The organism is Arthrobacter cupressi (genome assembly GCF_900099975.1).
Lineage (GTDB): Bacteria > Actinomycetota > Actinomycetes > Actinomycetales > Micrococcaceae > Arthrobacter > Arthrobacter cupressi.
The window spans coordinates 125,976-149,619 of the sequence record NZ_FNEI01000008.1; the positions used below are offsets into that span (position 1 = coordinate 125,976).

Annotated in this window: 26 protein-coding genes; 19 read left to right on the forward strand and 7 right to left on the reverse strand. The window is 67.8% G+C overall.

Translation table 11 applies throughout. The features are described 5' to 3' along the window. Nucleotides 1-9: 9 nt before the first annotated feature. Complete coding sequence (gene miaA / locus BLP88_RS11170) at nucleotides 10-906, forward strand: tRNA (adenosine(37)-N6)-dimethylallyltransferase MiaA (protein ID WP_074589302.1); 897 nt, start codon at nucleotides 10-12, stop codon at nucleotides 904-906. Nucleotides 907-959: 53 nt separating this feature from the next. Continuing rightward, a complete protein-coding gene (dapF, locus tag BLP88_RS11175; RefSeq protein WP_074589210.1) occupies nucleotides 960-1,889 on the forward strand; it encodes a diaminopimelate epimerase in 930 nt (309 codons plus the stop codon). Here dapF and BLP88_RS11180 read toward each other — a convergent pair. Next, nucleotides 1,870-2,481 carry a class I SAM-dependent methyltransferase gene (locus BLP88_RS11180; protein WP_074589212.1) on the reverse strand — a complete coding sequence of 204 codons (612 nt, stop codon included), beginning with the start codon at nucleotides 2,479-2,481 and terminating at the stop codon, nucleotides 1,870-1,872. The two genes, dapF and BLP88_RS11180, sit on opposite strands and share 20 nt — an antisense overlap. Nucleotides 2,482-2,889: 408 nt before the next feature. On the opposite strand from BLP88_RS11180, the gene hflX reads away from it, so the two are divergent. Both hflX and BLP88_RS11190 read left to right on the forward strand, forming a co-directional pair. After that, nucleotides 2,890-4,449: a GTPase HflX gene (hflX, locus tag BLP88_RS11185; protein ID WP_074589214.1), complete on the forward strand. Its 1,560-nt coding sequence runs from the start codon at nucleotides 2,890-2,892 to the stop codon at nucleotides 4,447-4,449. Next, the gene (locus tag BLP88_RS11190) at nucleotides 4,442-6,493 is read left to right on the forward strand and encodes an ATP-dependent DNA helicase (RefSeq protein ID WP_074589215.1); all 2,052 of its coding nucleotides are present in this window, start codon (nucleotides 4,442-4,444) and stop codon (nucleotides 6,491-6,493) included. The genes hflX and BLP88_RS11190 overlap by 8 nt, the downstream gene beginning before the upstream one ends. Nucleotides 6,494-6,502: 9 nt before the next feature. Here the strand turns inward: BLP88_RS11190 and lexA are convergent, their stop codons facing one another. Then, nucleotides 6,503-7,249 carry a transcriptional repressor LexA gene (gene lexA / locus BLP88_RS11195; protein WP_074589217.1) on the reverse strand — a complete coding sequence of 249 codons (747 nt, stop codon included), beginning with the start codon at nucleotides 7,247-7,249 and terminating at the stop codon, nucleotides 6,503-6,505. A 345-nt stretch (nucleotides 7,250-7,594) separates the two neighbouring features. On the opposite strand from lexA, the gene BLP88_RS11200 reads away from it, so the two are divergent. From BLP88_RS11200 to BLP88_RS11230, 8 genes are all read left to right on the forward strand, one after another. Then, nucleotides 7,595-7,951, forward strand: coding sequence for a LysM peptidoglycan-binding domain-containing protein (locus tag BLP88_RS11200; protein ID WP_074589219.1), 357 nt, complete (start codon nucleotides 7,595-7,597; stop codon nucleotides 7,949-7,951). A gap of 75 nt (nucleotides 7,952-8,026) precedes the next feature. Further along, nucleotides 8,027-9,145: a histidinol-phosphate transaminase gene (locus tag BLP88_RS11205; protein WP_074589303.1), complete on the forward strand. Its 1,119-nt coding sequence runs from the start codon at nucleotides 8,027-8,029 to the stop codon at nucleotides 9,143-9,145. 40 nt (nucleotides 9,146-9,185) lie between these two features. Then, entirely contained in the window at nucleotides 9,186-9,812 is a 627-nt protein-coding gene (gene hisB, locus BLP88_RS11210) for an imidazoleglycerol-phosphate dehydratase HisB (protein WP_074589221.1), read from the forward strand. Then, nucleotides 9,809-10,564, forward strand: a complete 756-nt coding sequence (gene hisH, locus BLP88_RS11215; protein WP_074589222.1) for an imidazole glycerol phosphate synthase subunit HisH — start codon at nucleotides 9,809-9,811, stop codon at nucleotides 10,562-10,564. The genes hisB and hisH overlap by 4 nt, the downstream gene beginning before the upstream one ends. 1 nt (nucleotide 10,565) lies before the next feature. Beyond that, entirely contained in the window at nucleotides 10,566-10,724 is a 159-nt protein-coding gene (locus BLP88_RS18970; protein WP_175453537.1) for a hypothetical protein, read from the forward strand. Between the two features lie 33 nt (nucleotides 10,725-10,757). Further along, complete coding sequence (priA, locus tag BLP88_RS11220) at nucleotides 10,758-11,504, forward strand: bifunctional 1-(5-phosphoribosyl)-5-((5-phosphoribosylamino)methylideneamino)imidazole-4-carboxamide isomerase/phosphoribosylanthranilate isomerase PriA (protein ID WP_074589224.1); 747 nt, start codon at nucleotides 10,758-10,760, stop codon at nucleotides 11,502-11,504. Beyond that, nucleotides 11,504-12,427 carry an SseB family protein gene (locus BLP88_RS11225; RefSeq protein WP_074589226.1) on the forward strand — a complete coding sequence of 308 codons (924 nt, stop codon included), beginning with the start codon at nucleotides 11,504-11,506 and terminating at the stop codon, nucleotides 12,425-12,427. The genes priA and BLP88_RS11225 overlap by 1 nt, the downstream gene beginning before the upstream one ends. Before the next feature lie 55 nt (nucleotides 12,428-12,482). Beyond that, a complete protein-coding gene (locus tag BLP88_RS11230) occupies nucleotides 12,483-13,784 on the forward strand; it encodes an MFS transporter (RefSeq protein ID WP_074589227.1) in 1,302 nt (433 codons plus the stop codon). Nucleotides 13,785-13,877: 93 nt separating this feature from the next. Here BLP88_RS11230 and BLP88_RS11235 read toward each other — a convergent pair whose 3' ends face one another. Beyond that, nucleotides 13,878-14,264, reverse strand: coding sequence for a DUF1844 domain-containing protein (locus BLP88_RS11235; RefSeq protein WP_074589229.1), 387 nt, complete (start codon nucleotides 14,262-14,264; stop codon nucleotides 13,878-13,880). Between the two features lie 370 nt (nucleotides 14,265-14,634). On the opposite strand from BLP88_RS11235, the gene infC reads away from it, so the two are divergent. The 5 genes from infC (at nucleotide 14,635) to BLP88_RS11260 (ending at nucleotide 18,638) form a co-directional block, all read left to right on the forward strand. Continuing rightward, on the forward strand, nucleotides 14,635-15,570 hold the full coding sequence (gene infC, locus BLP88_RS11240; protein ID WP_245679844.1) for a translation initiation factor IF-3: 936 nt from the start codon (nucleotides 14,635-14,637) through the stop codon (nucleotides 15,568-15,570). Nucleotides 15,571-15,685: 115 nt separating this feature from the next. Next, nucleotides 15,686-15,880 carry a 50S ribosomal protein L35 gene (gene rpmI / locus BLP88_RS11245; RefSeq protein WP_070349297.1) on the forward strand — a complete coding sequence of 65 codons (195 nt, stop codon included), beginning with the start codon at nucleotides 15,686-15,688 and terminating at the stop codon, nucleotides 15,878-15,880. A gap of 111 nt (nucleotides 15,881-15,991) precedes the next feature. Further along, nucleotides 15,992-16,648, forward strand: a complete 657-nt coding sequence (rplT, locus tag BLP88_RS11250; RefSeq protein WP_074589231.1) for a 50S ribosomal protein L20, sunset domain variant — start codon at nucleotides 15,992-15,994, stop codon at nucleotides 16,646-16,648. Between the two features lie 26 nt (nucleotides 16,649-16,674). Further along, nucleotides 16,675-17,571, forward strand: coding sequence for a TrmH family RNA methyltransferase (locus BLP88_RS11255; protein WP_074589232.1), 897 nt, complete (start codon nucleotides 16,675-16,677; stop codon nucleotides 17,569-17,571). Nucleotides 17,572-17,720: 149 nt separating this feature from the next. Continuing rightward, nucleotides 17,721-18,638, forward strand: a complete 918-nt coding sequence (locus BLP88_RS11260) for a cation diffusion facilitator family transporter (RefSeq protein ID WP_074589234.1) — start codon at nucleotides 17,721-17,723, stop codon at nucleotides 18,636-18,638. A 128-nt stretch (nucleotides 18,639-18,766) separates the two neighbouring features. On the opposite strand, the gene BLP88_RS11265 is transcribed toward BLP88_RS11260, so the two are convergent. Further along, nucleotides 18,767-19,975, reverse strand: a complete 1,209-nt coding sequence (locus tag BLP88_RS11265; protein ID WP_074589235.1) for an MFS transporter — start codon at nucleotides 19,973-19,975, stop codon at nucleotides 18,767-18,769. Nucleotides 19,976-20,115: 140 nt separating this feature from the next. Between BLP88_RS11265 and BLP88_RS11270 the strand changes: the two genes are divergently transcribed. Then, nucleotides 20,116-20,550, forward strand: coding sequence for a (deoxy)nucleoside triphosphate pyrophosphohydrolase (locus tag BLP88_RS11270; RefSeq protein WP_074589237.1), 435 nt, complete (start codon nucleotides 20,116-20,118; stop codon nucleotides 20,548-20,550). A gap of 106 nt (nucleotides 20,551-20,656) precedes the next feature. Here BLP88_RS11270 and BLP88_RS11275 read toward each other — a convergent pair whose 3' ends face one another. Then, nucleotides 20,657-21,769, reverse strand: a complete 1,113-nt coding sequence (locus BLP88_RS11275) for an Rv2578c family radical SAM protein (protein WP_074589238.1) — start codon at nucleotides 21,767-21,769, stop codon at nucleotides 20,657-20,659. 78 nt (nucleotides 21,770-21,847) lie between these two features. On the opposite strand from BLP88_RS11275, the gene pcp reads away from it, so the two are divergent. Continuing rightward, nucleotides 21,848-22,480, forward strand: coding sequence for a pyroglutamyl-peptidase I (gene pcp / locus BLP88_RS11280; RefSeq protein WP_074589240.1), 633 nt, complete (start codon nucleotides 21,848-21,850; stop codon nucleotides 22,478-22,480). 4 nt (nucleotides 22,481-22,484) lie between these two features. On the opposite strand, the gene BLP88_RS11285 is transcribed toward pcp, so the two are convergent. Together BLP88_RS11285 and BLP88_RS11290 are read right to left on the reverse strand one after the other, a co-directional pair. After that, nucleotides 22,485-23,123 carry an SIMPL domain-containing protein gene (locus BLP88_RS11285; RefSeq protein WP_074589241.1) on the reverse strand — a complete coding sequence of 213 codons (639 nt, stop codon included), beginning with the start codon at nucleotides 23,121-23,123 and terminating at the stop codon, nucleotides 22,485-22,487. Beyond that, a complete protein-coding gene (locus tag BLP88_RS11290) occupies nucleotides 23,120-23,572 on the reverse strand; it encodes a hypothetical protein (protein ID WP_074589243.1) in 453 nt (150 codons plus the stop codon). Before BLP88_RS11290 ends, BLP88_RS11285 begins: the two co-directional genes overlap by 4 nt. Nucleotides 23,573-23,644 lie beyond the last annotated feature (72 nt).

Here is a 23,644-nt window from a genome sequence, read left to right on the forward strand (position 1 = left end):
CAGTTGAGCATGCACAGCCCCCCACCGGTGATTGCCATCGTCGGGCCCACCGGCTCCGGAAAGTCCGATCTCGGCGTCCGGCTGGCACTGGAACTGGGCGGAGAGGTGATCAACGCCGACGCCATGCAGTTCTACCGCGGCATGGACATCGGCACGGCGAAGATCACCCAGGACGAACGCCACGGGGTGCCCCACCACCTCCTGGACACCCTGGATGTCACGGAGGAAGCCAGCGTCTCGGCGTTCCAGCAGGACTGCCGCGCCATCATCGACGACATTCACGCCCGGGGCCGGCGCGCCATTCTGGTGGGCGGCTCGGGACTGTACGTCCGGGCGGCGCTGGACGTCCTCGAGTTCCCCGGAACCGACCCCGCCGTTCGCAAGGAGCTCGAAGACGAAGCCGAGGCTCACGGGCTGTCCGTGCTGCTGGACCGGCTCCGCGCCGTCGATCCGGTGTCGGCCGGCCGCCTCGGCGACGCCCGCCGCATTATCCGCGCCCTCGAGGTCCACCAGCTCACCGGCCGGCCCTTCAGTTCCTTCATGCCGGTGCGTGAGTACTTCCGGCCCGCCGTGCAGATCGGGCTCGACGTCGACCGGGAGCTCCTGCGCGACCGTCTCGCCACGCGGGTGCACCGCATGGTCGATGCCGGACTGCTGGACGAGGTCAGCGCGCTCGACGCCGCAGGTTTGCGCCGCGGGAAGACCGCCCCGCGGGCGCTCGGCTACGCCCAGTTCCTCAGGGTGCTCGACGGCGACTCGGACGTGGCAGCCGCCGCCGAGGAAACCATCGTGGCCACCCGGCAGTTCGCGCGCCGCCAGCTTACCTGGTTCCGCGCCGACCCCCGTATCACCTGGCTCGACTGGCAGGACGCCGGGCTCGTCGCGAAGGCCGCCCGGCTGTGCTGACAGCACGCCGCCGCTGATTTAGGCCGACAGCCGCCCGCAGGTAGCCTTGAACCATGGACGAAAGCCTCACAAACACCCCCGCCCTCAAAGGACTGCCTTTTTCCAAGGGCCACGGCACCGGCAATGATTTCGTCCTGATCGCCGACCCGCAGGACCAGCACCTCATCTCGCCGGAACAGGTCGCCGCCCTGTGCAACCGGCACCTGGGCATCGGCGGAGACGGACTCATCCGCGCCGTCCCCTCGCGCTTCCTGCCCGAAGGCCGCGGGATCCTCGCCGAGGAACCTGCCGCGGAATGGTTCATGGACTACCGCAACGGTGACGGCTCGCTCTCCGAAATGTGCGGCAACGGCGTCCGGGTCTTCGTGCATTTCCTCATCGACCAGGGCCTGGTGACGCTTGGCGCCGGCGAATCCCTGGCCATCGGCACCCGGGGCGGCGTCAAGAGGATCAGCCGCACGGCGGACGGCTATGCCGTGGACATGGGTCCCTGGGAATTCATCTTCCCGGCGGACGCGCGGGACAAGGCCATGGACTCCCTGGTCCACGCGGACGGCCTCGAAGTCGCCCGCCCGGCGCTCTCGGTAAGCATGGGCAACCCGCACACGGTGGTCGCCCTGGCCGAGCTCTCCGAGCTGGAGGCCACCGAACTCTACAAGGCGCCCCAGGTGGACCCGGTGCCGCCCCACGGCACGAACGTCGAATTCGTCGTCCCCGCCGAACCGCTCGTCCACGACGGCACGGGAACAATCACCATGCGCGTCCACGAACGCGGCGTCGGCGAGACCCAGTCCTGCGGCACGGGCGCCTGCGCGGCCGCCGTCGCGATCCGGCACTGGGCCGGCGACGGCGCACCGGACAGCTGGAACGTCAACGTCCCCGGCGGCGTCGTCCGCGTCCGGTTCTTCCCCGGAAGCGGCGGGCGCGAACACGTCGAACTCAGCGGTCCGGCCGTGATCGTCGCTACTGGTTCGCTTTCCTGACCCGCAGGATCCGGAACGATTTCGCGGTGCTTTCCCGGGTCACGGTGAACCTATCGTCCAGTTCCTCCGCCAGCCAGCGCTGAAGGGAGTCCGAACCGAGGTTCTTCTGCACCACCAGCCAGGCGTCCCCGCCAGGAGCCAGCCGCGGCAGCCACTTCAGCAGCAGTTCATGCAGTTCGGCCTTGCCGATGCGGATCGGCGGATTGGACCAGATGGTGTCGAACTTCACGGAAGGGTCGACGTCGTCGGGCAGGCTCGCCGTGACATTTTCCAGTCCCAGCGCGGCGGCGTTCTCGTTGGTGAGGGTGATGCAGCGCTCGTTGACGTCGACGGCGTACACGTGTGCTTCGGGCGACATGAGTGCCATGGTCAGGGCAACCGGGCCCCAGCCGCAGCCGATGTCCAGCAGATTGCCCCGCGCAGCGGGAGCCGGCACTTCGTCCAGCAGGATCATGGTTCCCTTGTCGATGCCGTCCGGGCTGAAGATCCCGGGGGAGCTGTGGAGCCTGCGGGTGGCGCCGGCCAGTTCCACCGTGAGGGGTTTGCGGGGGAAAGGCCCGGCGGGGGCGTTGAAATAGTGAGCAGACTCCATAGCTTGCCAGAGTAGTTGGCCGCGCCAGCCAAAGGGAAACCGTGATCCCCGGAAGTGCTTGACAACGCCTGATAGGGTTGTATGCATGTTCTTGATCTTTGAGTAATTCAGCCCCTGCGATGCAGGCAGGTCCGGCCGTTCCACCCTGGAGCCGCCGCGGCACCGCCTTTCCGCCTTGGCATGATCCCGGTAACCGAGCCGCTGCAGCGGTGTCCCGTCGCGGACGCCCGCGCCGGCTGCCGGAAGCTCAACAGATCGATCCTCCGCCGCCCGTCTCCGGCTCCGCCGCAGCCGTGCCCGGCCCGGATCTCCTGTCTGGTCCTGCGAAGGCGTCAGCCCAGCGCGAAGCGCGCCCCCATCAGACATCAAACGGCACTATTCTGGATATGCCGAACCTCTAAGGAGACCATGACCACGCAGCAGAACACCGGAGCCGATTCCGACGCCCAGGACATGAGTCCTGAACAAATCCAGGCTGTCATCGACCGGATTCTCTCCAAGGATGTGCCGGCACCGGCGCGGGACGAAGATTCCCGCGGCGTGCTCGGCAGGGCCCAGGCGATTTCCACCCTGGACGAAGAACACACCATTTACGACGGCGAGCAGGAAGACCTGGCCGAACGCCGGGCCCTGCGGCGCACTGCAGGCCTGTCCACCGAACTCGAAGACGTCACTGAAGTCGAATACCGGCAGTTGCGCCTTGAGCGCGTCGTCCTGGCCGGGCTCTGGACCGAGGGGACACTGGCCGACGCCGAGAACTCGCTCCGCGAGCTCGCGGCACTGGCCGAGACCGCCGGTTCCGAGGTGCTGGACGGCATCGTCCAGCGCCGGGTCAAGCCGGATCCCGGCACCTACCTCGGTTCCGGCAAAGCGCTCGAGCTCAGGGACATCGTCATGTCCACCGGGGCGGACACCGTCATCGTGGACACCGAACTGGCACCGTCCCAGCGGCGCGGCCTCGAAGACATCGTCAAAGTCAAGGTGGTGGACCGCACCACCCTGATCCTGGACATTTTCGCGCAGCACGCCAAGAGCCGCGAAGGCAAGGCACAGGTGGAGCTGGCGCAGCTTGAATACCTGTTGCCGCGCCTGCGTGGTTGGGGTGAATCCATGTCCCGCCAGGCCGGTGGCCAGGTGGGCGGCGCGGGAGCCGGCATGGGTTCGCGCGGTCCCGGTGAAACGAAGATCGAACTCGACCGCCGGCGCATCCGCACGCGGATGGCCAAGCTGCGTCGGGAGATCGCGGCGATGAAGCCGGCCCGCGAGACCAAGCGGGCCAACCGCCGTCGTAATGCCGTCCCGTCGGTGGCGATCGCCGGCTACACCAACGCCGGAAAGTCGTCCCTGCTCAACCGCCTCACCGACGCCGGCGTCCTGGTCGAGAACGCCCTGTTCGCCACCCTGGATCCGACGGTCCGCAAGGCGCAGACCCCGGACGGCATCAGTTACACCCTCGCAGACACCGTCGGGTTCGTGCGCTCCCTGCCCACCCAGCTCGTCGAGGCGTTCCGATCCACCTTGGAGGAGGTGGCCGACGCCGACCTGATCCTTCACGTCGTGGATGTCTCCCATCCCGATCCCGAAGGCCAGATCGCCGCGGTCCGGACCGTGCTTGCCGAGGTTGATGCCCGGAAGATTCCGGAAATCATCGTGCTGAACAAGGTGGACGCGGCGGATCCGTTCGTCGTCGAGCGGCTCAAACAGAAGGAACCGCGGCACGCCGTGGTCTCCACCCGCACCGGACAGGGCATCGCCGAACTGCTGGAAGCCATCAGCGAGGCCATCCCGCGCCCCGGGGTCCGGCTGGAGGCGCTGATTCCCTACAACCGCGGCGAACTCATCAACAAGCTGCACAACTCCGACGCCGAAATCCTCAGCCTTGAGCATGAGGAAGGCGGCACCCGGGTGGTTGCCATGGTGCACGAAAACCTGGCAGCCGAACTCGGCGAGTTCGCCGTCAATGGCTGAACAGGAAGTAGCCGCAGGCAGCGGGTCCAGGGCGGAACGTACCGCCCTGGACCTCCTGGACAAGGCCGTGGCGGGCATGGGCGGGCAGAACCGCACCGGCCAGCACACCATGGCCGCACATGTTGCCCGGGCCATCGAGAACAATGAACACCTCCTGGTCCAGGCGGGCACCGGAACGGGAAAGTCCCTGGCCTACCTGGTGCCGCTGATCGCCCATGCCATGGACAGCAACAAGCCGGCACTGGTGTCCACGGCGACCCTGGCCCTGCAGAACCAGATCGTCTCCCGCGACCTTCCCAGGCTCCTGGAAACCCTCAACCCCCTGCTTGAGCGCCCGGTGACGGTGGCGCTGGTCAAGGGCCGGGCCAACTACGTGTGCCTGCACAAGCTTGAAGGGGGGTTCCCCAGCGAGGAACCCGCTGAGGGGCAGCTGTTCTCGCTCGGCGAGGACACCAGCGTCCCGCACGTGGCGGCCTCGATCGGCGGCCCGGCTTCGCAGTTGGGCAAGGAGGTGGTGCGCCTGCGTGAATGGGCGGAAACCACGTCCACGGGAGACCGGGACGAACTCCTGCCCGGCGTGACGGACCGTGCCTGGCGCCAGGTTTCGGTGACCTCGATGGAGTGCCTCGGCGCGCAGAAGTGCCCCCTCGCGGAGGAATGCTTCAGCGAGCTGGCCCGGCAGCGCGCCGCGGAGGCCGACGTCGTGGTCACCAACCACGCGATGCTCGCCGTCAGCGCCTTCGAAGGGCTGGCCGTGCTGCCCGAGTACGACGTTGTGGTGGTGGATGAAGCCCACGAACTCCAGGACCGCGTCACCGGTGCCGTCTCCGGACAGCTTTCCGTAACCATGGTCCATGCCGCGGCCTCAAGCGCCCGCAAGCACACCGCCATCACGGTGGACGCGCTGAACTCAGCCGCGGACCGGCTCGAAGTGGCGCTTGCCGGCGCCCCTTCCGGGCTGCTGCCGAACGGCCTCAACGACGAACAGCTCGACTGCATCGACCAGCTCCGGGAGGCCTGCCGCGCGGCCCTTTCGGACTCGAAGGGCGATTCCTCCAACGCGGTCGACGGCGGCCGGCAGCTTGCGCGCTCACGGCTTCTGCTGATCCTGGAACTGTGCGAACGGCTGCTCGCCGCCCGCGAAAACCGCGAGGTGGTCTGGCTCTCGCGCACCAGTACCTTCGACCCGCAGCAAGGCTATTCGGCCCCCGATGAGGGCGCCCCGGCCCTGGTCAACATCGCCCCGCTGAGCGTCGCGGGACGCCTGCGCGAAGGCCTGTTTGCCGACCACACGGTGGTGCTGACGTCCGCCACGCTGGCCATCGGTGCCGCGTTCGAACCGGCGGCGGGCGGTCTGGGCCTGGTGGGGGACGGCGCTCCCAGCTGGACCGGGGTGGACGTCGGATCCCCGTTCGACTATCCGAAACAGGGGATGCTGTACGTGGCGGCGCACCTGCCCAAGCCCGGGCGCGGCACTTCGCCCGAAGCCCTGGATGAACTTGAACACCTGCTCCGCGCTTCCAAGGGCGGGGCCCTCTGCCTGTTCTCCTCGCGGCGCGCGGCCGAAGAAGCGTCCGAGCAGATGCGCGCCAGGCTGGACCTCTCCATTCTGTGCCAGGGCGAGTCCACCATGGCCGCCCTCGTGAAGCAGTTCGCGGACGAAAAAGACACCTGCCTCTTCGGGACGATGTCACTCTGGCAGGGCGTGGACGTTCCGGGCGGTTCCTGCCGGCTCGTGGTGATCGACAGGATTCCATTCCCGCGGCCGGACGACCCGCTGATGACGGCCCGTTCGCGCGCCGTGGCACAGTCGGGCGGCAATGGCTTCATGGCGGTCTCGGCCACCCACGCGGCGATCCGACTCGCCCAGGGCGCAGGGCGGCTGATCCGCACTACCGGAGACAGGGGAGTGGTGGCCGTGCTGGACTCCCGGCTCTCCACCGAACGCTACGGCGGATTCCTCCGGGCAGCGCTGCCGCCTTTCTGGGCAACGACTGACAGTTCGGTGGTCCGCGGAGCGCTCGAACGCCTGAGCGCCGGCTAGGGCGGTCCCTTAGATTGAACGCAGCACCGAGACGACCTTGCCCATGATCGTGGCGTGGTCGCCGAGGATCGGCTCGTACTGCGTGTTCTGCGGCAGCAGCCAGGTGTGGCCGTCGCGCTGCCGGAAGGTCTTCACCGTGGCTTCGTCGTCAAGCAGGGCCGCGACGATGTCACCGTTTACGGCGTCGTTCTGGCGGCGCACGACCACCCAGTCGCCGTCGCAGATCGCGGCGTCGATCATGGAATCACCGGCCACCTTGAGCATGAAGAGCTCCCCGTGTCCCACCAGCTGGCGGGGGAGGGGGAGCACGTCTTCCACCGTCTGGTCCGCCAGGATCGGACCACCTGCGGCGATGCGGCCCACCAGGGGAACCATCGCGGTGTCGCTGGCGCTGGCAAGTTCGGTCACGGCGAGGCCGCCGGTGCTCCGCAGCGAGGCGGGGGCTTCAACTCCCGGAATCTGCGCGCCGCCGTCGAGGGTGAGCGGCATGAGCACTTCCATGGCACGCGGACGCTTCGGATCGCGCCGCAGGTAGCCCAGCTTCTCCAACTGGGAGAGCTGGTGCGTGACGCTGGAAAGGCTGGCCAGGCCCACGGTGTCGCCGATCTCGCGCATGGAGGGCGGGTAGCCGTTGTCATTGACGGAACGCTGGATGGTTTCCAGGATCTTCTTCTGCCGGACGGTCAGGCCCTTGGCTGCCTTCGGCGGCTGCTGGCTCCGCGGGGAAACCCCGTTGCCGTTGGCTCGTGCTGCCATTGTGTGCCGCGTCCTTCCGGTCGATCCGGCCGGTGATCCAGAGCCGGGTCCCTAAAAATGTCAGACCCTCCTGATGCACTGTTCCGGTGCTTGTTCCTTCACTCAAACGTAGGCCAGGCGAAGGGCTATATCAAACATTTGTTCTAGCGAGTCTCGACACCATTCGTTGATAAGTGCTAAAAATGTCGTAGCAAGGTTCGAATATGTGTTCTAACTCAGCAGTTCGGCCGCCCCTAGATTCGAACATCGGCTTCGAATTCCGGAGCCGGTGCTGACGAAAGAAGAATTGGCAGCCATGCGCCGGGCGGGTCCGGGTGCAGGCTTTTCCTCAGGAGGGCTCAGCTCATGTCCGGCACCACCATCACCCCCGAATTCCCCTCGGCAGTCCCCGGCCGGCTCCGGCTGACCCGCCGTGGCCGCATCGTCTTCTTCGGGATTCCTGCGATGCTCCTGCTCGCTGCGTTGCTGACCCTGGTGGGATTTCTGAACTCCCCGGCCAAGGCGGCCGATGAGGCAACCGCCCTCCGCGCCACCCCCACCGTCACGGTCACCGTGCAGTCCGGCCAGTCCCTCTGGGGCATAGCCGGAGCCGCAGCGCCGGAGCGCGATCCCCGCGACGTCATTGTGGAAATCATCCAGCTGAACAACCTCGAGGGCGGTCGGATCGTCCCCGGCCAGCAGCTGTTCGTGCCCGCCGCCTGAGCCGGGGCTGCGCCCGTCGCCGGCCCACGCTGTCACAGTTTCAGGGCATCAGCGCTTGCACCTTAAACTGTCATGGTGAGTGAGCAGCTAGAGCGACTTGACCGACTTCCCCTCCGGGACAACCTCCGCGGACTGAGCCCTTACGGCGCCCCGCAGTTGGATGTTCCGATCCTGCTCAACGTCAACGAAAACACCCATGGCGTTCCCGCGGATGTCCAGGCCGCGATCACCGAGGCCGTGGCAAAGGCCGCCACGGGCCTCAACCGCTATCCGGACCGTGAATTCACCGAGCTTCGTGAGGCCCTCGCCGAGTACCTCGGCCACGGACTCGCCCCGGAGAACATCTGGGCGGCCAACGGCTCCAATGAGGTGCTTCAGCAGATCCTCCAGGCGTTCGGCGGCCCCGGACGCACCGCCTTGGGCTTCCCGCCCACGTACTCGATGTACCCCTTGCTCGCCAGCGGAACGGACACCGCCTACGTCACGGGTGTCCGCGCGGACGACTACGGTCTGGACGCTGCCTCCGCGGCCGCTCAGGTCCGTGAACTCGCGCCGAACATCGTGTTCCTGTGCTCGCCCAACAACCCCACCGGAACGGGTCTCGGGCTCGACGTCGTCGAAGCTGTCTATGAAGCCGGCGAGGCAAGCCAGGCGATCATCATTGTGGACGAGGCCTACCACGAGTTCGCCCACGACGGCACGCCCAGCGCCCTGACACTGCTGCCCGGCCGGGAACGACTGATCGTCTCGCGCACCATGAGCAAGGCCTTCGCACTGGCCGGCGCCCGCGTGGGCTACCTGGCCGCCGCCCCGGAAATCACGGACGCCATCCGCCTGGTCCGGCTGCCGTACCACCTCTCAGCCGTCACCCAGGCCACCGCCCTGGCCGCCCTGCAGCACCGCGAGGCCCTCATGGCCGAGGTTGAAGACATCAAGGTTCAGCGCGACCGCATCGTGGACGGGCTCACCCGGCTGGGCCTGAAGCCGGCAGCCTCCGACTCGAACTACGTCTTCTTCGGCGGGCTGGAGAACCCGCACGCCGTATGGCAGGGCCTGCTTGATGCCGGCGTGCTGATCCGCGACGTCGGCATCCCCGGACACCTGCGCGTGACCGCGGGCACCGAAACCGAAACCACCGCGTTCCTCGAAGCCCTTGAGGCCTTGCTGGACGGCCCGGCGCCGGCCCGGGCCTAGACTTGAAGCAGACCCCTACCTCCCCTCTAAGGACAATTCAATGAGCGAAAACGGCGCCACCACGGCAGCCGCCCGGACCGCACGCATGGAACGCACCACCAGCGAGTCCTCGGTCATCGTCGAAATCAACCTCGACGGCACCGGCGTCTCGGACATCAGCACCTCCGTGCCGTTCTACGACCACATGCTGACCGCGCTCTGCAAGCATTCGCTCATCGACATGACCGTCAAGGCCACCGGGGACACCCACATCGACGCCCACCACACCGTGGAGGACGTCGCGATCACCTTCGGCGAGGTCCTGCGCACGGCGCTCGGGAACAAGGCCGGCATCCGGCGCTTCGGCGAAGCCACCGTGCCCCTGGACGAAGCCCTGGCGCACGCCGTCGTGGACGTTTCCGGGCGCCCATACCTCGTGCACGGCGGCGAACCCGCGGGCCAGGAGTACCACCTCATCGGCGGCCACTTCACCGGGTCGCTGACCCGCCACGTGTTCGAAGCCATCACCCTGCACGCCGGCATTTGCCTGCACATGAACGTGCTGGCCGGCCGCGATCCGCACCACATCGTCGAGGCCCAGTTCAAGGCCTTCGCCCGTGCCCTCCGCGCCGCCGTGGAATCCGACCCCCGCGTGGAGGACATCCCGTCCACCAAGGGAGCCCTGTGAGCAAGCAGATCCTCAAAGACGGCGCCGTCGTCGATCCCGACGCCGCCGGCCGCATCGTCTCACCCGACGGCAAACCCACCGTCACGGTCCTGGACTACGGTTCCGGGAATGTCCGCTCCGCCGTGCGCGCCCTGGAACGGGCCGGCGCCCACGTGACCCTCAGCGCCAAGCCCGAGGACGTCCTGAACGCGGACGGCCTCCTGGTGCCCGGGGTCGGCGCATTCGAAACCGTGATGCGCGAGCTGAAGGCCGTCGACGCCATCCGCATGATCGGCCGCCGCGTTGCCGGGGGCCGCCCCGTGCTCGGCATCTGCGTGGGTCTGCAGGTCCTCTTCGAGGCCGGCGTGGAGCACGGCACCGAGGCCGAAGGCATGGGCGAATGGCCGGGGAAGGTAGAACTGCTGCCCGCCGCCGTCGTTCCGCACATGGGCTGGAACACCGTGAAGGTGCCAGAAGGTTCCAAGCTGTTTGCCGGCGTCGAGGACGAGCGTTTCTACTTCGTGCACTCCTACGGTGTGCAGAAGTGGGAATTCGACGTCGCCCAGCCGCGGATGGCGCCACCCATGGTCACCTGGTCCGAGCACGGCGCGCCCTTCATCGCGGCCGTGGAGAACGGGCCGCTGTGCGCCACCCAGTTCCACCCGGAAAAGTCCGGCGACGCCGGTGCCCGCCTGCTGCGCAACTGGGTCGAGGGCCTGCGCCCCAAGCCCTCCGACGCCGTGGCAGTCGATGCACCGGAAGCCACCGCCTGAGATGTGGTCCATCATCCTGATGGGCCTGGCCGGGCTGCTGATCGGTGGCGGGATTTCCTTCCACCAGCAGAAGCGGCCCCGCTGGGTGTCCATTTCCTTCTACGTGCTGGCCGCCATGGCGCTGCTGGCCGCCTACCTTCTGACCCTGCCGGGCAAGTGACGCCCGCTTCCGTCCCCAACACCGAGGATCCCCATGGCCACCGCCCCTGAACTGCCCGTCCTGGAACTGCTGCCCGCCGTCGACATCGTGGACGGCCAGGCCGTCCGCCTCCTGCAGGGCGAGGCCGGCTCGGAAACCAGCTACGGCACGCCGCTCGAAGCGGCCCTGAACTGGCAGAACGCCGGCGCCGAATGGGTGCACATGGTGGACCTCGACGCCGCCTTCGGCCGCGGAAACAACGCGGACCTCATCAGCGAGGTCGTCTCGCAGCTGGATGTGAAGGTGGAGCTGTCCGGCGGCCTGCGCGACGACGAATCCCTTGAGCGGGCCCTCGGCCTCGGCGTCGCCCGGGTCAACCTTGGCACCGCCGCCCTCGAAAACCCGGAGTGGACCCGCCGGGCCATCGAACGCTTCGGCGACAAGATCGCCGTCGGCCTCGACGTCCGCGGCACCACCCTGGCCGGCCGCGGCTGGACCAAGGAAGGCGGGGACCTCTGGGAGGTCCTGGCCCGCCTCGAAGACGCCGGCTGCGCGCGCTACGTCGTCACGGATGTCACCAAGGACGGCACCCTGCAGGGCCCCAACGTCGAACTGCTCAAGCAGATGGTTGAAAAGACCGGCAAGCCCGTGGTGGCCTCCGGCGGCATCTCCAGCCTCGAGGACCTGCGCGTGCTGCGCGAACTGGTGCCGCTCGGCGTCGAAGGCGCGATCGTGGGCAAGGCACTCTACGCGGGCGCCTTCACGCTTCCCGAAGCCCTGGACGTAGCCGGCCGCCGCTGATGCACGGCGAGCAGGAACAGGGCGCCCCGGACGGCGCGAAGCCCAGGCGGGAACTGCCCGGCCACATCGCCGCAGCCCTGGCCGGGGCAGGCGGAGCCGCGGACTCCGCGGGGACCCCGTGGGCCGGACGCGACCTGAGCGGGGATGCCGCGAAGATCCACAACTTCGAGGACGACGACGGCACCGCCGACGCCGGCTACCTCGCCGCAGTCGAAGCGCTCCTTGCGGGGCGCGGCGGCGAAGCAGGCGTCGTCAAAGCGCTGGCCACCGCGCGGGTGTTCGTCCCGGTCATGGCCACCCTGGCCGAGGAAGCCGACGGCGTCTCCGACGCGCACGGCCACGCCCTCCAGGCGGACAAGCAGGCCGACATGGCCCTCGTCACCCTGAAGGCACCCGACGGCCGCACGGCCATGCCCGTGTTCACCTCGGCGGCTGCCCTGGAATCCTGGCACCCTGAGGCCCGGCCGGTCGCTGTGTATGCGGCCCGTGCGGCGCTTTCCGCGGTGTCCGAAGGGGCCCAACTGCTCGTGCTGGACCCGGGCTCCGAAATGACGTTCGTGGTCCGCCGCCCGGCAGTGTGGGCATTGGCACAGCAGCGGGACTGGACGCCGTCGTACCTGGATGATCAACTGGAGTCTGCTCTCGCTTCCGCGGCACGGGAGTTTCCGGCGGTCCGCCGCCTGGAAACCCGGCAGGGCGCCGGAACGGCGTCCCGTACGGCGGCCGGACAGGCCGTGGCCGGTGGCGGCGCCGGCCCCGAACTGCAGGTGGTGCTCTTCCTCGAGGATGGACTCGACGCCGCCGCCCTGCAGGCGCTGCTGGGACGGCTCAACGAAGCGTGGGCGCAGCTTGACGCGTTCGCCGAAAACGTCGATTCGCTCGAGGTCAAGCTGCAGCGCGCCGCGCAGGAAACTGCGCCTTAACAACGGTTGCACCGGTTCATGGGCAGCCACCCGGGGAACTAAGAGGTTGTAGCTCGTGAATTTCGCTCTCTACAAAGAGACGCTGTCCGTCCGGTCGGTCCGGCAGTTGCTGGTCATCGGCCTGATCGCTCGCATCCCGCACTCCGCGGCCGGTGTGCTGCTGACACTGCACGTCGTGCTCACCCTGGACCAGGGGTACGCGGCGGCCGGCGCGGCCGCGGCGCTGATGACCATCGGCATCGCGATCGGCGCGCCCTGGCGCGGCCGCCGCGTGGACCGGGCGGGCCTGCGCAAGGCGCTGATCCCGTCGGTGATCTCCGAGGCCCTCATTTGGGCAATCGTGCCGCATGTCAGCTACCAGTGGGTCCTTCCCCTGGTGTTCGTCGGCGGGCTGTTCAGCCTCCCCATCTTCAGCGTCATCCGGCAGTCCCTTGGGGTACTGGTCGACGGTGAACAGCGGCGCTCGGCCTTCGCCCTCGATTCCATCTTCACCGAACTGGTCTTCATGATCGGCCCGGCGGTCGGTGCGGTCGCCGCGACCAGCGGCTACTCCGGCGCCGCCCTGACGGCGGTCGGCGCATCGGTGTCGGTGGCCGGCGTCTTCCTGATCTGGTTCAACCCGCCCACCCGCAGCGAGGACCCCTGCACCGCGGAGGAAAGTGCCGCCCGGGCAGCGGACGATCTCGCCGCCGCCGGCGCCGCCATGGTCGCCTCGGCGGCGCATGTCCAGGAGGCGGCCTCCGAGCTGGCCCCGGCAGGGTCACGGCTCGCGGGGCTGCGCGGGCACGTCGTGCGCAACTTTGCCTGGTTCACGGTTTCCGTGGCGTCGGTATTCGTCGTCGCGGCCGGCGCAGGCATGGTGCTCAGCGGCACCGACGTGGGAATCGTGGCCATCCTGGAGCGCTCCGGCCACCAGACAGAGCTCGGCATCGTCTTCTTCTTCTGGTGCGCGGCCTCCGTGGTGGGCGGCGTGGTCTACGGTGCAATGCACCGCCCGGTTTCGCCGCTGCTGCTCCTGCTCGGCATGGCCGCCCTGACCATCCCGATGGGCCTGGCCCAGGACACCTGGACCCTGGCCATCCTGTCCGTGCTGCCCGGCCTGCTGTGCGCCCCGGTGCTGTCCGCGGCCTCGGAGAAGGTCGCCGACCTCGTGGGGGAGGAGCGCCGGGGTGAAGCGATGGGCTGGTATGGCTCGGCCCTGACCGCCGGGGTCGCGCTCGGCGCACCGGTGGCCGGCGTCTTCATCGACGGCGTCGGCTCATGGGCGGGCTTCGTGGCCGTGGGCGCCGCCGGCGTCGTGCTCTGCCTCGCCGGCCTGGTGCTGATGAAGGTCCGGCGGGCGGTCCGGGTCCGTTAGCCGCAAGCCGGCCGGCTTTCAATACGAGACGACGACGGCGGCCGTTCCCGGGTGGGGCGGCCGCCGTCGTCGTTGTGCTTGGCTTGCTCGGGCTTAGTTCACCGGGCCGGTGAACTTTTCGCCGGGGCCCTTGCCGGGCTCGTCCGGAATCAGCGATGCTTCACGGAACGCGAGCTGCAGGGAACGCAGGCCGTCGCGCAAGGGTCCGGCATGCTGCGAGCCGATCTCCGGGGCCGCCGCCGTCACCAGGCCGGCAAGGGCGGTGATGAGCTTGCGGGCTTCATCCAGGTCCTTGAGGTCCTCGGCGTTGGGGTCGTCTGCCAGCCCCACCTTGACGGCTGCCGCGCTCATCAGGTGTACCGATGCGGTGGTGATGACCTCCACGGCCGGCACCTCCGAAATGTCGCGGATTTGCTGCGCCAGGCCGGCGTCGTCGCCCTCGGCCGTCCGGTCGGGGGAATTGCTGTCTGAAGTGCTCATGCTGGTAAGCTTGACACAGACCGACTGGGAGTCGCCATTTTGCTGTGGAAGCCCCGCCCTGCCATCCGATGTGCAGTTGGCGGGCTGTTTCTGTAGACTTGACTTTCAGTTTGCAAGCGGAGTTCTCTCCCACCCGCGTCAGCCGTTTCCCGTACGGGATGTTAAGTTGCCGGGTACCTGGTCGGACATTGTCCGGGACTGTTCCCGTTCAATGCGCGCCTGCCGTGCCGGCAGGACCCGATCTTTTCGAGGCCTTCGATTGCACCAGCAATTGGGGGCCTTCTCTTTTTGCCGGTGGACCATTCACCACAACCACAGGAGCTTTGACATTAGCGAGCCAAGAATCAATGAGCGTATCCGCGTCCCCGAGGTGCGGCTGGTCGGCCCTGCCGGCGAACAGGTAGGAATTGTCCGTATCGAGGATGCCCTGCGCCTGGCTGCCGAATCTGATCTGGATCTCGTTGAAGTTGCACCGCAGGCCAAGCCTCCGGTGTGCAAGCTGATGGACTTCGGCAAGTACAAGTACGAAGCCGCCGTCAAGGCCCGTGAGGCCCGCAAGAACCAGACCAACACGGTTCTGAAGGAAATCCGCTTCCGCCTGAAGATCGACACCCACGACTACGAAACGAAGCGCGGCCACGCCCTTCGCTTCCTGGGTGCCGGTGACAAGGTGAAGGCCATGATCCAGTTCCGCGGCCGTGAGCAGCAGCGCCCCGAAATGGGCATCCGCCTGCTGCAGCGCTTCGCGGAAGACGTCGCCGAAGTCGGTGTGGTTGAATCCAGCCCCCGGATCGACGGCCGCAACATGGTCATGGTGATCGGTCCGCTGAAGAACAAGGCGGAGGCCAAGGCCGAAGCCCGTCGCGCGGCACAGCGTGCCGAAGCCAAGGCCCAGAACGAGGCCAAGGCTGCTGCACGGATCGACACTTCGGGCAACGACGCTCCGCTGACCCAGACCCTCGGGGACCTGCTTCCGGCAGGGCTCCTGAACCAGTCTGAGGAGCAGGCGACCGAAGCCCCGGTGGAGGAGACCGCCGTCGAGCAGGCTCCCGTGGCCGAGGCTCCTGTTGCGGAAGTTCCCGCAGAGGAAGCTCCGGCCGCCGCGGAAGCAGCCCAGCCCGTGGAGGAAGCCCCCAAGCAGGCTGAGGAGCCGGCGCAGGCAGAGGAAGCCCCGAAGCCGGTTGCCGCGCCGAAGCCGGCAGCTGCAGCGGTTCCGAAGCCGATGGCGAAGCCCGCGGCTCCGAAACCCGTCGCCCGTCCGGCGGCACCGAAGCCGGCCAAGCCGGCAGCGCGCAAGACCAACTAGTCACGCCGCCGGAAGCGACGCTTCCGCCCGGCAAGCAAACAGCACCGGCCCCGCGGGGCCGGCTGCACCAAAGAACTGCAGACCCGTCTGCGGACACGTAAGGAGATCGGTTCCCATGCCGAAGATGAAGACCCACAGCGGTGCCAAGAAGCGCTTCAAGCTGACCGGTACCGGCAAGCTGAAGCGTCAGCAGGCCAACCGCCGCCACTACCTGGAGCACAAGTCCTCCATCCTGACCCGTCGCCTCGCCGGCGACAAGATCGTCTTCAAGGGCGATGCCAAGGTCATCAAGAAGATGCTCGGCGTCTAAGTTCCACGTTTTCCGGTTGCTGCCACCCGGTAGCACTGACTACACCAAAGCCTTCCCCGGCCGCCAGGAATACGGCGGCCGACGGGATAAGAATTCTGAAGGAGTACGCACGTGGCACGTGTGAAGCGGGCGGTAAACGCCCAGAAGAAGCGTCGGGTCATCCTTGAACGGGCAAAGGGCTACCGCGGCCAGCGGTCCCGCCTGTACCGCAAGGCCAAGGAACAGCTGCTGCACTCGTTTGTGTACAGCTACGGCGACCGCCGCAAGCGCAAGGGTGACTTCCGTCGCCTCTGGATCCAGCGCATCAACGCTGCATCCCGCGCCAACGGCCTGACCTACAACCGCCTCATCCAGGGCCTGAAGGCCGCTGAGGTCGAGGTTGACCGCCGCATGCTGGCCGAGCTGGCCGTGTCCGACGCCAACGCCTTCACCGCCCTGGTGAACGTGGCCAAGGCTGCCCTGCCCGCCGACACCTCCGCTCCGGCCGCCAAGGCCGAGGCTGCCCCGAAGGCTGCTGCCAAGGCTGCCGCCGCTCCGAAGGCTGCTGCCAAGCCGGCCATCGAAGGTGCCGTTGCCGCCGTTGAGGGCGAAGACGCTCCGGAAGGCTACGCCATCAAGGGCAACGCCGAGTCCAAGAAGTACCACGTTCCGGGTTCGACCTGGTACGACAACACCGCTGCCGAATACTGGTTCTCCACCGTTGAGGCTGCAAAGGCTGCAGGCTTCGAGCCGGCCGGCGGCGAAGCCCGCCAGCAGATCAAGAACTAGTCGCAACAGCCACTAAAGTTCTGTATATGAACGAAACCGGGCGCCCGCAAGATTTTCCGATGTCCAACCCCCGAGCCGATCGGGTCAGGGATGTCGCAAAGCTTGCAGGGCGCCCGGCCCGTTTAAAGCGCGGCCGGTTCCTTGCCGAAGGGCCGCAGGCCGTGCGCGAGGCCCTCGCGCTGCACCGCGAACGCACCCTGGCGGGTGAGTCCGGCGTCGTCCACGAGGTCTACGCAAGCGAGGCCTGCCTCGACCGGCTGCCCGAACTGGCCGACCTGGCGCAGGGCGTGAACCTGCGCCTGGCCACCGATGAGGTCCTGGCCGCCATGGCCGACACCGTCAACCCCCAGGGGATCCTGGCGGTCTGCAGTTTTGTGGACGTCAGCCTTGAGTCGGTGCTCGACGCCGGTCCGCGCCTTGTGGCGGTCATGTGCCAGGTGCGGGACCCCGGGAACGCCGGAACTGTGCTGCGCGCGGCCGACGCCGCCGGCGCGGACGCCGTGGTCCTGACGGCGTCGAGCGTTGACATCTACAACCCCAAGGCAGTGCGCTCCACCGCGGGCTCCCTGTTCCACCTCCCGGTGGTCCTTGGCGCGGACGTCGACGAGTTGGTGGCTGCGTGCAAGGCGCGCGGCATCGGCGTGCTGGCCGCGGACGGTTACGGCACCCTGAACCTGGACAAACTCCAGGATGAGAACGCCGCCCGCCGGCTGGGCACCGCGGACGTTGCGTCCGATTACGCCCTCGAAAATCCCACCGCCTGGCTGTTCGGCAACGAAGCGCAGGGTCTCTCCGAAGCCGAGCTCGCGCTGGCCGAGCACCGCGTGGCCGTCCCCGTCTACGGCTCGGCGGAAAGCCTCAACCTCGGCACCGCGGCCACCGTGTGCCTCTACGCCAGCGCACGCTCGCAGCAGGCAAACTGAGCCTGCCGCCGCCAAGCAGGCGCCAGGCCGGGTGCGCGATTGTGCGTGCGGGGCGCTCCTGCCGGTACGGTATTGCTTGCAGGGAAGGGGGCCGCGGGTCCCGACTGTTCCCCGCAAGTCCCCGGATCCTGTGAAGAGGAGAAGCTTTCGTGGCTGCAAATGGCGGTACCAAGGCGATCGTGGCGGCACTGGCTGCCAACCTGACCATCGCCTTATTGAAGTTCGTCGCATTCGTCCTGACCCTGTCATCGTCCATGCTCGCCGAGGCGATCCACTCCGTGGCCGACTCCGGAAACCAGATCCTGCTGCTGGTCGGCGGCAAGCGGGCGAAGCGTGCCGCCAGCCCGGAGCACCCCTTCGGCTACGGCCGGGAGCGGTACATCTACGCTTTCATCGTCTCGATCGTCCTCTTCAGCGTCGGCGGCCTGTTCGCACTCTATGAGGCCTGGGAGAAGTTCCAGCACCCGCACGCCATTGAAGGCGATTTCTGGTGGGTGCCGCTCGCGGTCCTGATCGGCGCCATCGTCGCCGAGTCGTTCTCCTTCCGCACGGCGATCATCGAGTCCAACCACGTGCGCGGCAAGCAGAGCTGGACGAACTTCATCCGCAATGCCAAGCAGCCCGAACTGCCGGTCATCCTGCTGGAGGACTTCGGCGCCCTTCTCGGCTTGGTGTTCGCGCTCTTCGGCGTCGGCCTGACGCTGCTGACCGGAGACGGCATCTGGGACGCCGCCGGCACCGGCATGATCGGCCTGCTGCTGGTGGCTATCGCCGTCGTCCTGGCCGTCGAAACCAAGTCCCTCCTGCTGGGCGAATCCGCCACCAAGGAAGACGTCGCACGCATCGCCTCCGCGATCGAATCGGACGGCACCGTCCTCATCCATCTCAAGACCATGCACCTGGGTCCCGAGGAACTGCTCGTGGCCGCGAAGATCAGCGTTGGCGCTGCCGACACCGGCGAGGGAATCGCCCGTGCAATCGACGACGCCGAGACCAGGATCCGCGCGGCGGTGCCGATCGCGCGGGTCATCTACCTCGAACCGGACATCGTCCGCGTCAAGGCCTGACGCCCGGGACCTGACGGCTGGAGCCGGAAGCGACCCCGGCCTCAAGCAGAAAACGCCGGCTGTGCATGGTGCACGGCCGGCGTTTTCGTTGTGTCTGCGCGGACGATCGCCCGCCGCCCTGTGGCGGTTCAGGCGTTCAGCGGCCTCCTGCGTTCCAGCAGGCCGCTCAGGATGGCGACACCGAGCCCGAGGACCGCGAGTACGGCACCGACCAGTGCCGGGGCCACATAGCCCCAGCCCCAGGCGATGACCACCCCGCCAAGGAAGGCCCCCAGGGCATTGGCGACGTTGAGCGCCGAATGGTTCAGCGAGGAGGCCAGGGACGGCGCGTCGGGGGAGGCATCGAGCAGCCGGGTCTGCAGCGCCGGAACGAGCAAGGAACCCACCCCGCCGACCACGAAGACCATGATCAGGGCGGACCAGGCCCAGTGTGCGGCCACTGCGTAGACCACGAGGGCCAGCGCGATCGCCGGAAGGACCCGGTAGATCGTGCCCATGACGGATTTGTCAGCGATGCGGCCGCCCAGGATGTTGCCGGCCACCATGCCCAGGCCGTAGAGGGCCACGACGAGCGGAACCATGGACTCGGGCATCCCGGCAACGAAGGTCATGGTGTGCGCAATGTAGGTGTAGGTGGCAAAGAAGCCGCCAAAGCCGATGATTCCGATCAGCAGGGCCAGCCAGACCTGGATTCGCTTGAGGGCGCCGAGTTCGCGGCGGATGCTTGCGCCGGGATGGGCCGCTTCGAAGGGGACGAATTTCCAGATCAGCGCCGTGCTGACCGCACCGATGACGCCCACCACCACGAAGAGCAGGCGCCAGCCGAAGTTCTGGCCCAGCCAGGTGGCGGCCGGAACGCCGATGACGTTGGCTACGGTCAGGCCCGCCATCACCATCGAGATCGCCCATCCGCGCTTTGTGGGGGCAACCAGGCTTGCGGCGATCACCGCGGCCACGCCGAAGAAGGCGCCATGCGGCAGCCCGGAGGCGAAGCGGGTCAGCAGCATGGTGCCGTAATCCGGGGCGATGAACGAGCTCAGGTTGGCCAGCGTCAGGAAGAGCATCAGGCCCAGGGCAAGGTTCTTGCGGGGAAGCCTGGCCCCCAGGGCTGCGAACACCGGTGCGCCCACCACGACGCCGAGGGCGTATGAGGAGATCAGGTTGCCGGCCTCCGGGGTGCTGACGCGCAGCCCATGCTCGATTTCCTTCAGCAGGCCCATCATGGCGAATTCGGTGGTGCCGATGGCGAAACCGCCCATCGCGAGCGCAAAGATGGCCAGGGCAAGGTGGCGGGTGCCGCGCTTCGCAGTGGTGGCGGGCGCTTTGGTTTGGGTCATGGTCCTTTTTTCTGGGCAGTAGTGCCGGACAGTCCGCGCAGGCCCCGGGCGCGCGCGGAGGATAAATCTGATTTTCAAGTCTAGTGTTCTGCAACCACGCTCTCCCCGCGTCTGTTCCCGCCGGGAGTTACGCTGGAGCGGTGACTTCACTCATCAGCGTCTCCGGAGCCGCCGTCGTGGACTCCCTCGAAAACCCCCGCCGGCTCCTGGTCGCACGTCGCAGCGCGCCTCCGAAGTTCGCCGGAATGTGGGAGTTCCCGGGCGGGAAGGTCGAAGACGGTGAAACCTTCGAAGACGCCCTGCACCGGGAACTCCGGGAAGAACTCGGCGTCGACGTCCGCCTCGGTTCCGAGATCCCCGCCCCGCAGGAGGCCGGGTGGCCGTTGAACGAGCGCGCCGTCATGCGGGTCTGGTTCGCCGAAGTGCTCGACGGCGAGCCGCACCCCCTTGAGGACCACGATGAACTCCGCTGGGTACTCCTGGAGGACGGTGAAGAAACCCTCGGCCTGCCTTGGATCCCGGCGGACTTCCCGATTGTGCAGGCCCTGCTGGACCAGGTGGCCGCCCGGTCCTGAACAATGCGGCCTGAACAGTACGGCCTGGACAGTAGGGCCTGAGCGGTACCGTCTGGACAGTAGGGCCGGGAGGCGCAGGGCCGGACCAGGTCGCCGGAACCGACAGCTAGAACAGGGTGGACTGCTCCGCGGGGAGCGGCTGCCTCCCGGACCGTGGCTGCCCGGCGGCAGGGCTGTGGTTCCGTGCATGGCGGTGACTGAACCCGCTTCCCGCCGTGAAGCCGTGGCGGGCCTTGAAGTACCTGATACGGCCGGCCAGCCACTCCCGGTAGTCCTTCGGCGGGTACGCTCCCTGGGCATAGAGCCGGCGGTACCGCCCCACCAGTTCCGGATGGTTTGCGGCGAGCCATTGCATGAACCATTCCCGGGTTCCCGGTTTCAGGTAGAGCGCCCCGGCGGTGACTCCGCTGGCGCCCGCGGCGGACAAGGCGCCGAAGAGCGAGTCGAGGGCATCGTCGCTGTCCGTGAGCCAGGGCAGGACCGGCATGGCCATGACGCCGCAGGGCAGGCCGGCCTCGCGAAGGCGGGCGATCAGTTTCAGTCGCGCCCGGGGAGCCGGCGTGCCGGGTTCGAGGACGGCGGCAAGGGCCTCGTTGGTCGTAGCGAGGGAGATGCCGAGGTCGACGGGCACCTGGCTTGCCGCGTGCTTGAGGAGCGGGATGTCCCGCGCCAGCAGGGTTCCCTTGGTGAGGATGGACAACGGCGTGCCCGAGTCCGCCAGCGCCCGGATGATTCCCGGCATGAGCTGGTAGCGGCCCTCGGCGCGCTGGTAGGGATCGGTGTTGGTGCCAAGGGCCACCTGCTGGCGGCCCCAGGACGGCCTGGCCAGTTCCTTGCGCAGGACCTCCGCCGCGTTGATCTTCACGACCACCTGGGAATCGAAGTCCCGTCCGGCGTCGAACTCAAGGTAGGTGTGGGTCTTGCGGGCAAAGCAGTAGACGCATGCGTGGCTGCAACCCCTGTAGGGGTTGATGGTCCATTCGAAGGGCATGCGGGAACCGGCAGCCACCTTGTTGAGCACTGATTTGGCCGTGACCTCATGGAAGGTGACTCCGGAGAATTCGGGAGTCGAGACGGAACGCACAAGCCGGGACAACGGAAGCAGGGCATCAGGAGCGGGGGCGGCCCTGGAAACCCTGTTTTCGTTGCTGTCTCCCTGGATGGACTCCTCCAGTTCCGGCTCACCCGTTGGTGAAAGTGCCTGTGCGTCCCATCTCATGGCTCCATTCGAATATATGTTCGAAATTAAGTCAAGGAACCCTGTGGCCTGTACTCCTCAACGGATACGCTTAGGCACATGATCCTGCTGAGCGGCTTTGAGCCCTTCGACGGCGATGCCGCCAACCCGTCCTGGGGTGCCGTGCGCGTTGCCCGGGACATCCTCCGCGCCGAAGGGCTGGAGGTCGAAGCCGTGGAACTGCCGTGCGTCTTCGGGGAGTCGGCGCAGGAACTGCGGCAGCAGATCGCACGCCTCCAGCCGGACCTGGTGATCTGTGCCGGGCTGGCCTCCGGGCGCGAAAGGCTTTCCCTGGAACGCGTGGCCATCAACTGCGACGACGCCCGCATCCCGGACAACGCCGGAAAGCGGCCCGTGGATGAAGAAGTGGTTCCGGGAGGACCTGCCGCGTACTTCAGCACCCTTCCGGTCAAAGCCGCGCTGCGTGCCCTGCAGATCGCCGGCCTCCGGGCCGAGGTCTCGCAGACCGCCGGAACGTACGTCTGCAACCACGTTTTCTATGCGCTCATGCACCACCTCGCCACCGAAGCTCCCGGCACGCGGGGCGGCTTCATCCACGTCCCGCGCGAGCCGCAGGAGGGCATCCCGGGCGGAATGTCCCTGCAGGACATGGGTGAGGGGATCGCCGTCGTCGTCCTGACTGCGCTGGCAACAGCGCAGGACCTGAAGTTCTCCGCGGGCGCCGTCTTCTAGCCCGCTAGCCTTCCGGGAGCAGCTCCCAGGTGACCACGATGCTCGAGGACACGGCGACCGTGCCCGGTTCGATGGCCACCCCTTCGGTGGCGAAGGTCCGTGCCATGTCGCGCGCGACGGGAACGGGAGCGCCATGGTCCGGGCGCTGCTCGATCGAAAGCACCTGGCCCAGCCGTGACGCCGCGAGCCCGGCGAAACGCCGTGCCTTGGTCTCGGCGTCGTGCCAGGCGGCGTCCTGGGCCGAAGCGGCCACCGCGGAGGAGTCGCTGAATCCCTGTTCGATGCCGTTGATCCGCACGCTGTTGCCGCCTGCCGTGACCGCAGCGGAAATCGCCGCCGGAGCAAGGCGCGGGGGACCGAGCCGCGCTACCAGGTCCGTCGACGCCACATAGCCGGTCACCTTCTGGCCCTGGTTCTCCACCCAGACCACGTCGGGCCGCAGGTTTAACCCGCTCGTACGGAGGTTGCCCTCCGCGACGCCCTGCCGGCGCAGCGCCTCGGTGACATTGAGCGCGATATTGCCGGCGTCGTCGTAAGCGCGCGCGGCGGTGTCCTGGCGCACCTCGACGGCGAGCGTCAGGGTGAGCATGTCAGGCACCGCCTCGGCGGTGCCGTCGCCCGTGACCGTAATGCTGCGGGTCATGTCCTGCCTCGATTCGCATCGCTTGCCCGGGTGCTGTGCCCGTTCCGTTGCCTGTCAGGGTAACCGCCCGCAGCAAGGCCCGCCTGGCGCTCGAAAAAGTTGGCCGTGCCGGGATTCCCTGTGCGCAGCACGGACCATCCGGCGCACAGGAAATACAGGCCAATGAACGGCAGGCCCAGGCACCAGGCGTACTGCGTGCTGTGCCGTTCCTCGTGGCCCAGCAGGACGGGATCCTGTCCGGCGCTCGCGGGTCCAGCCCGATACAGCACCACGTTCCCCACTGTGAACGCCGCGGCATGCGGAAGGCGCCAGCGGTATCCCGCCGCAATGGTGAGTCCGCGCGGGCCCGTGCCGCACCGGGCGCCCGCGGCCCTGGCGAGCAGGAGCCCCAGGGGAGTGGAGAGGTTCAGCGTATTGGCGATCCTGCGGAGCCGCTGCCCGGGAGTCATACGGCCATGCTAGCCCCGCCCCCTTGGCCGCGTCCCCGGGCAAAGCTACTCTGAACCTGCAAACACCAGGAA

Excerpts from the sequence above, each read along its gene's own strand:
- miaA (WP_074589302.1), top strand. The coding sequence starts at position 10 with ATGCACAGCCCCCCACCGGTGATTGCCATCGTCGGGCCCACCGGCTCC.
- dapF (WP_074589210.1), top strand. The coding sequence starts at position 960 with ATGGACGAAAGCCTCACAAACACCCCCGCCCTCAAAGGACTGCCTTTT.
- BLP88_RS11180 (WP_074589212.1), bottom strand. The coding sequence starts at position 2,481 with ATGGAGTCTGCTCACTATTTCAACGCCCCCGCCGGGCCTTTCCCCCGC.
- hflX (WP_074589214.1), top strand. The coding sequence starts at position 2,890 with ATGACCACGCAGCAGAACACCGGAGCCGATTCCGACGCCCAGGACATG.
- BLP88_RS11190 (WP_074589215.1), top strand. The coding sequence starts at position 4,442 with ATGGCTGAACAGGAAGTAGCCGCAGGCAGCGGGTCCAGGGCGGAACGT.
- lexA (WP_074589217.1), bottom strand. The coding sequence starts at position 7,249 with ATGGCAGCACGAGCCAACGGCAACGGGGTTTCCCCGCGGAGCCAGCAG.
- BLP88_RS11200 (WP_074589219.1), top strand. The coding sequence starts at position 7,595 with ATGTCCGGCACCACCATCACCCCCGAATTCCCCTCGGCAGTCCCCGGC.
- hisB (WP_074589221.1), top strand. The coding sequence starts at position 9,186 with ATGAGCGAAAACGGCGCCACCACGGCAGCCGCCCGGACCGCACGCATG.
- BLP88_RS18970 (WP_175453537.1), top strand. The coding sequence starts at position 10,566 with ATGTGGTCCATCATCCTGATGGGCCTGGCCGGGCTGCTGATCGGTGGC.
- priA (WP_074589224.1), top strand. The coding sequence starts at position 10,758 with ATGGCCACCGCCCCTGAACTGCCCGTCCTGGAACTGCTGCCCGCCGTC.
- BLP88_RS11225 (WP_074589226.1), top strand. The coding sequence starts at position 11,504 with ATGCACGGCGAGCAGGAACAGGGCGCCCCGGACGGCGCGAAGCCCAGG.
- BLP88_RS11235 (WP_074589229.1), bottom strand. The coding sequence starts at position 14,264 with ATGAGCACTTCAGACAGCAATTCCCCCGACCGGACGGCCGAGGGCGAC.
- rpmI (WP_070349297.1), top strand. The coding sequence starts at position 15,686 with ATGCCGAAGATGAAGACCCACAGCGGTGCCAAGAAGCGCTTCAAGCTG.
- BLP88_RS11255 (WP_074589232.1), top strand. The coding sequence starts at position 16,675 with ATGAACGAAACCGGGCGCCCGCAAGATTTTCCGATGTCCAACCCCCGA.
- BLP88_RS11265 (WP_074589235.1), bottom strand. The coding sequence starts at position 19,975 with ATGACCCAAACCAAAGCGCCCGCCACCACTGCGAAGCGCGGCACCCGC.
- BLP88_RS11275 (WP_074589238.1), bottom strand. The coding sequence starts at position 21,769 with ATGAGATGGGACGCACAGGCACTTTCACCAACGGGTGAGCCGGAACTG.
- pcp (WP_074589240.1), top strand. The coding sequence starts at position 21,848 with ATGATCCTGCTGAGCGGCTTTGAGCCCTTCGACGGCGATGCCGCCAAC.
- BLP88_RS11285 (WP_074589241.1), bottom strand. The coding sequence starts at position 23,123 with ATGACCCGCAGCATTACGGTCACGGGCGACGGCACCGCCGAGGCGGTG.
- BLP88_RS11290 (WP_074589243.1), bottom strand. The coding sequence starts at position 23,572 with ATGACTCCCGGGCAGCGGCTCCGCAGGATCGCCAATACGCTGAACCTC.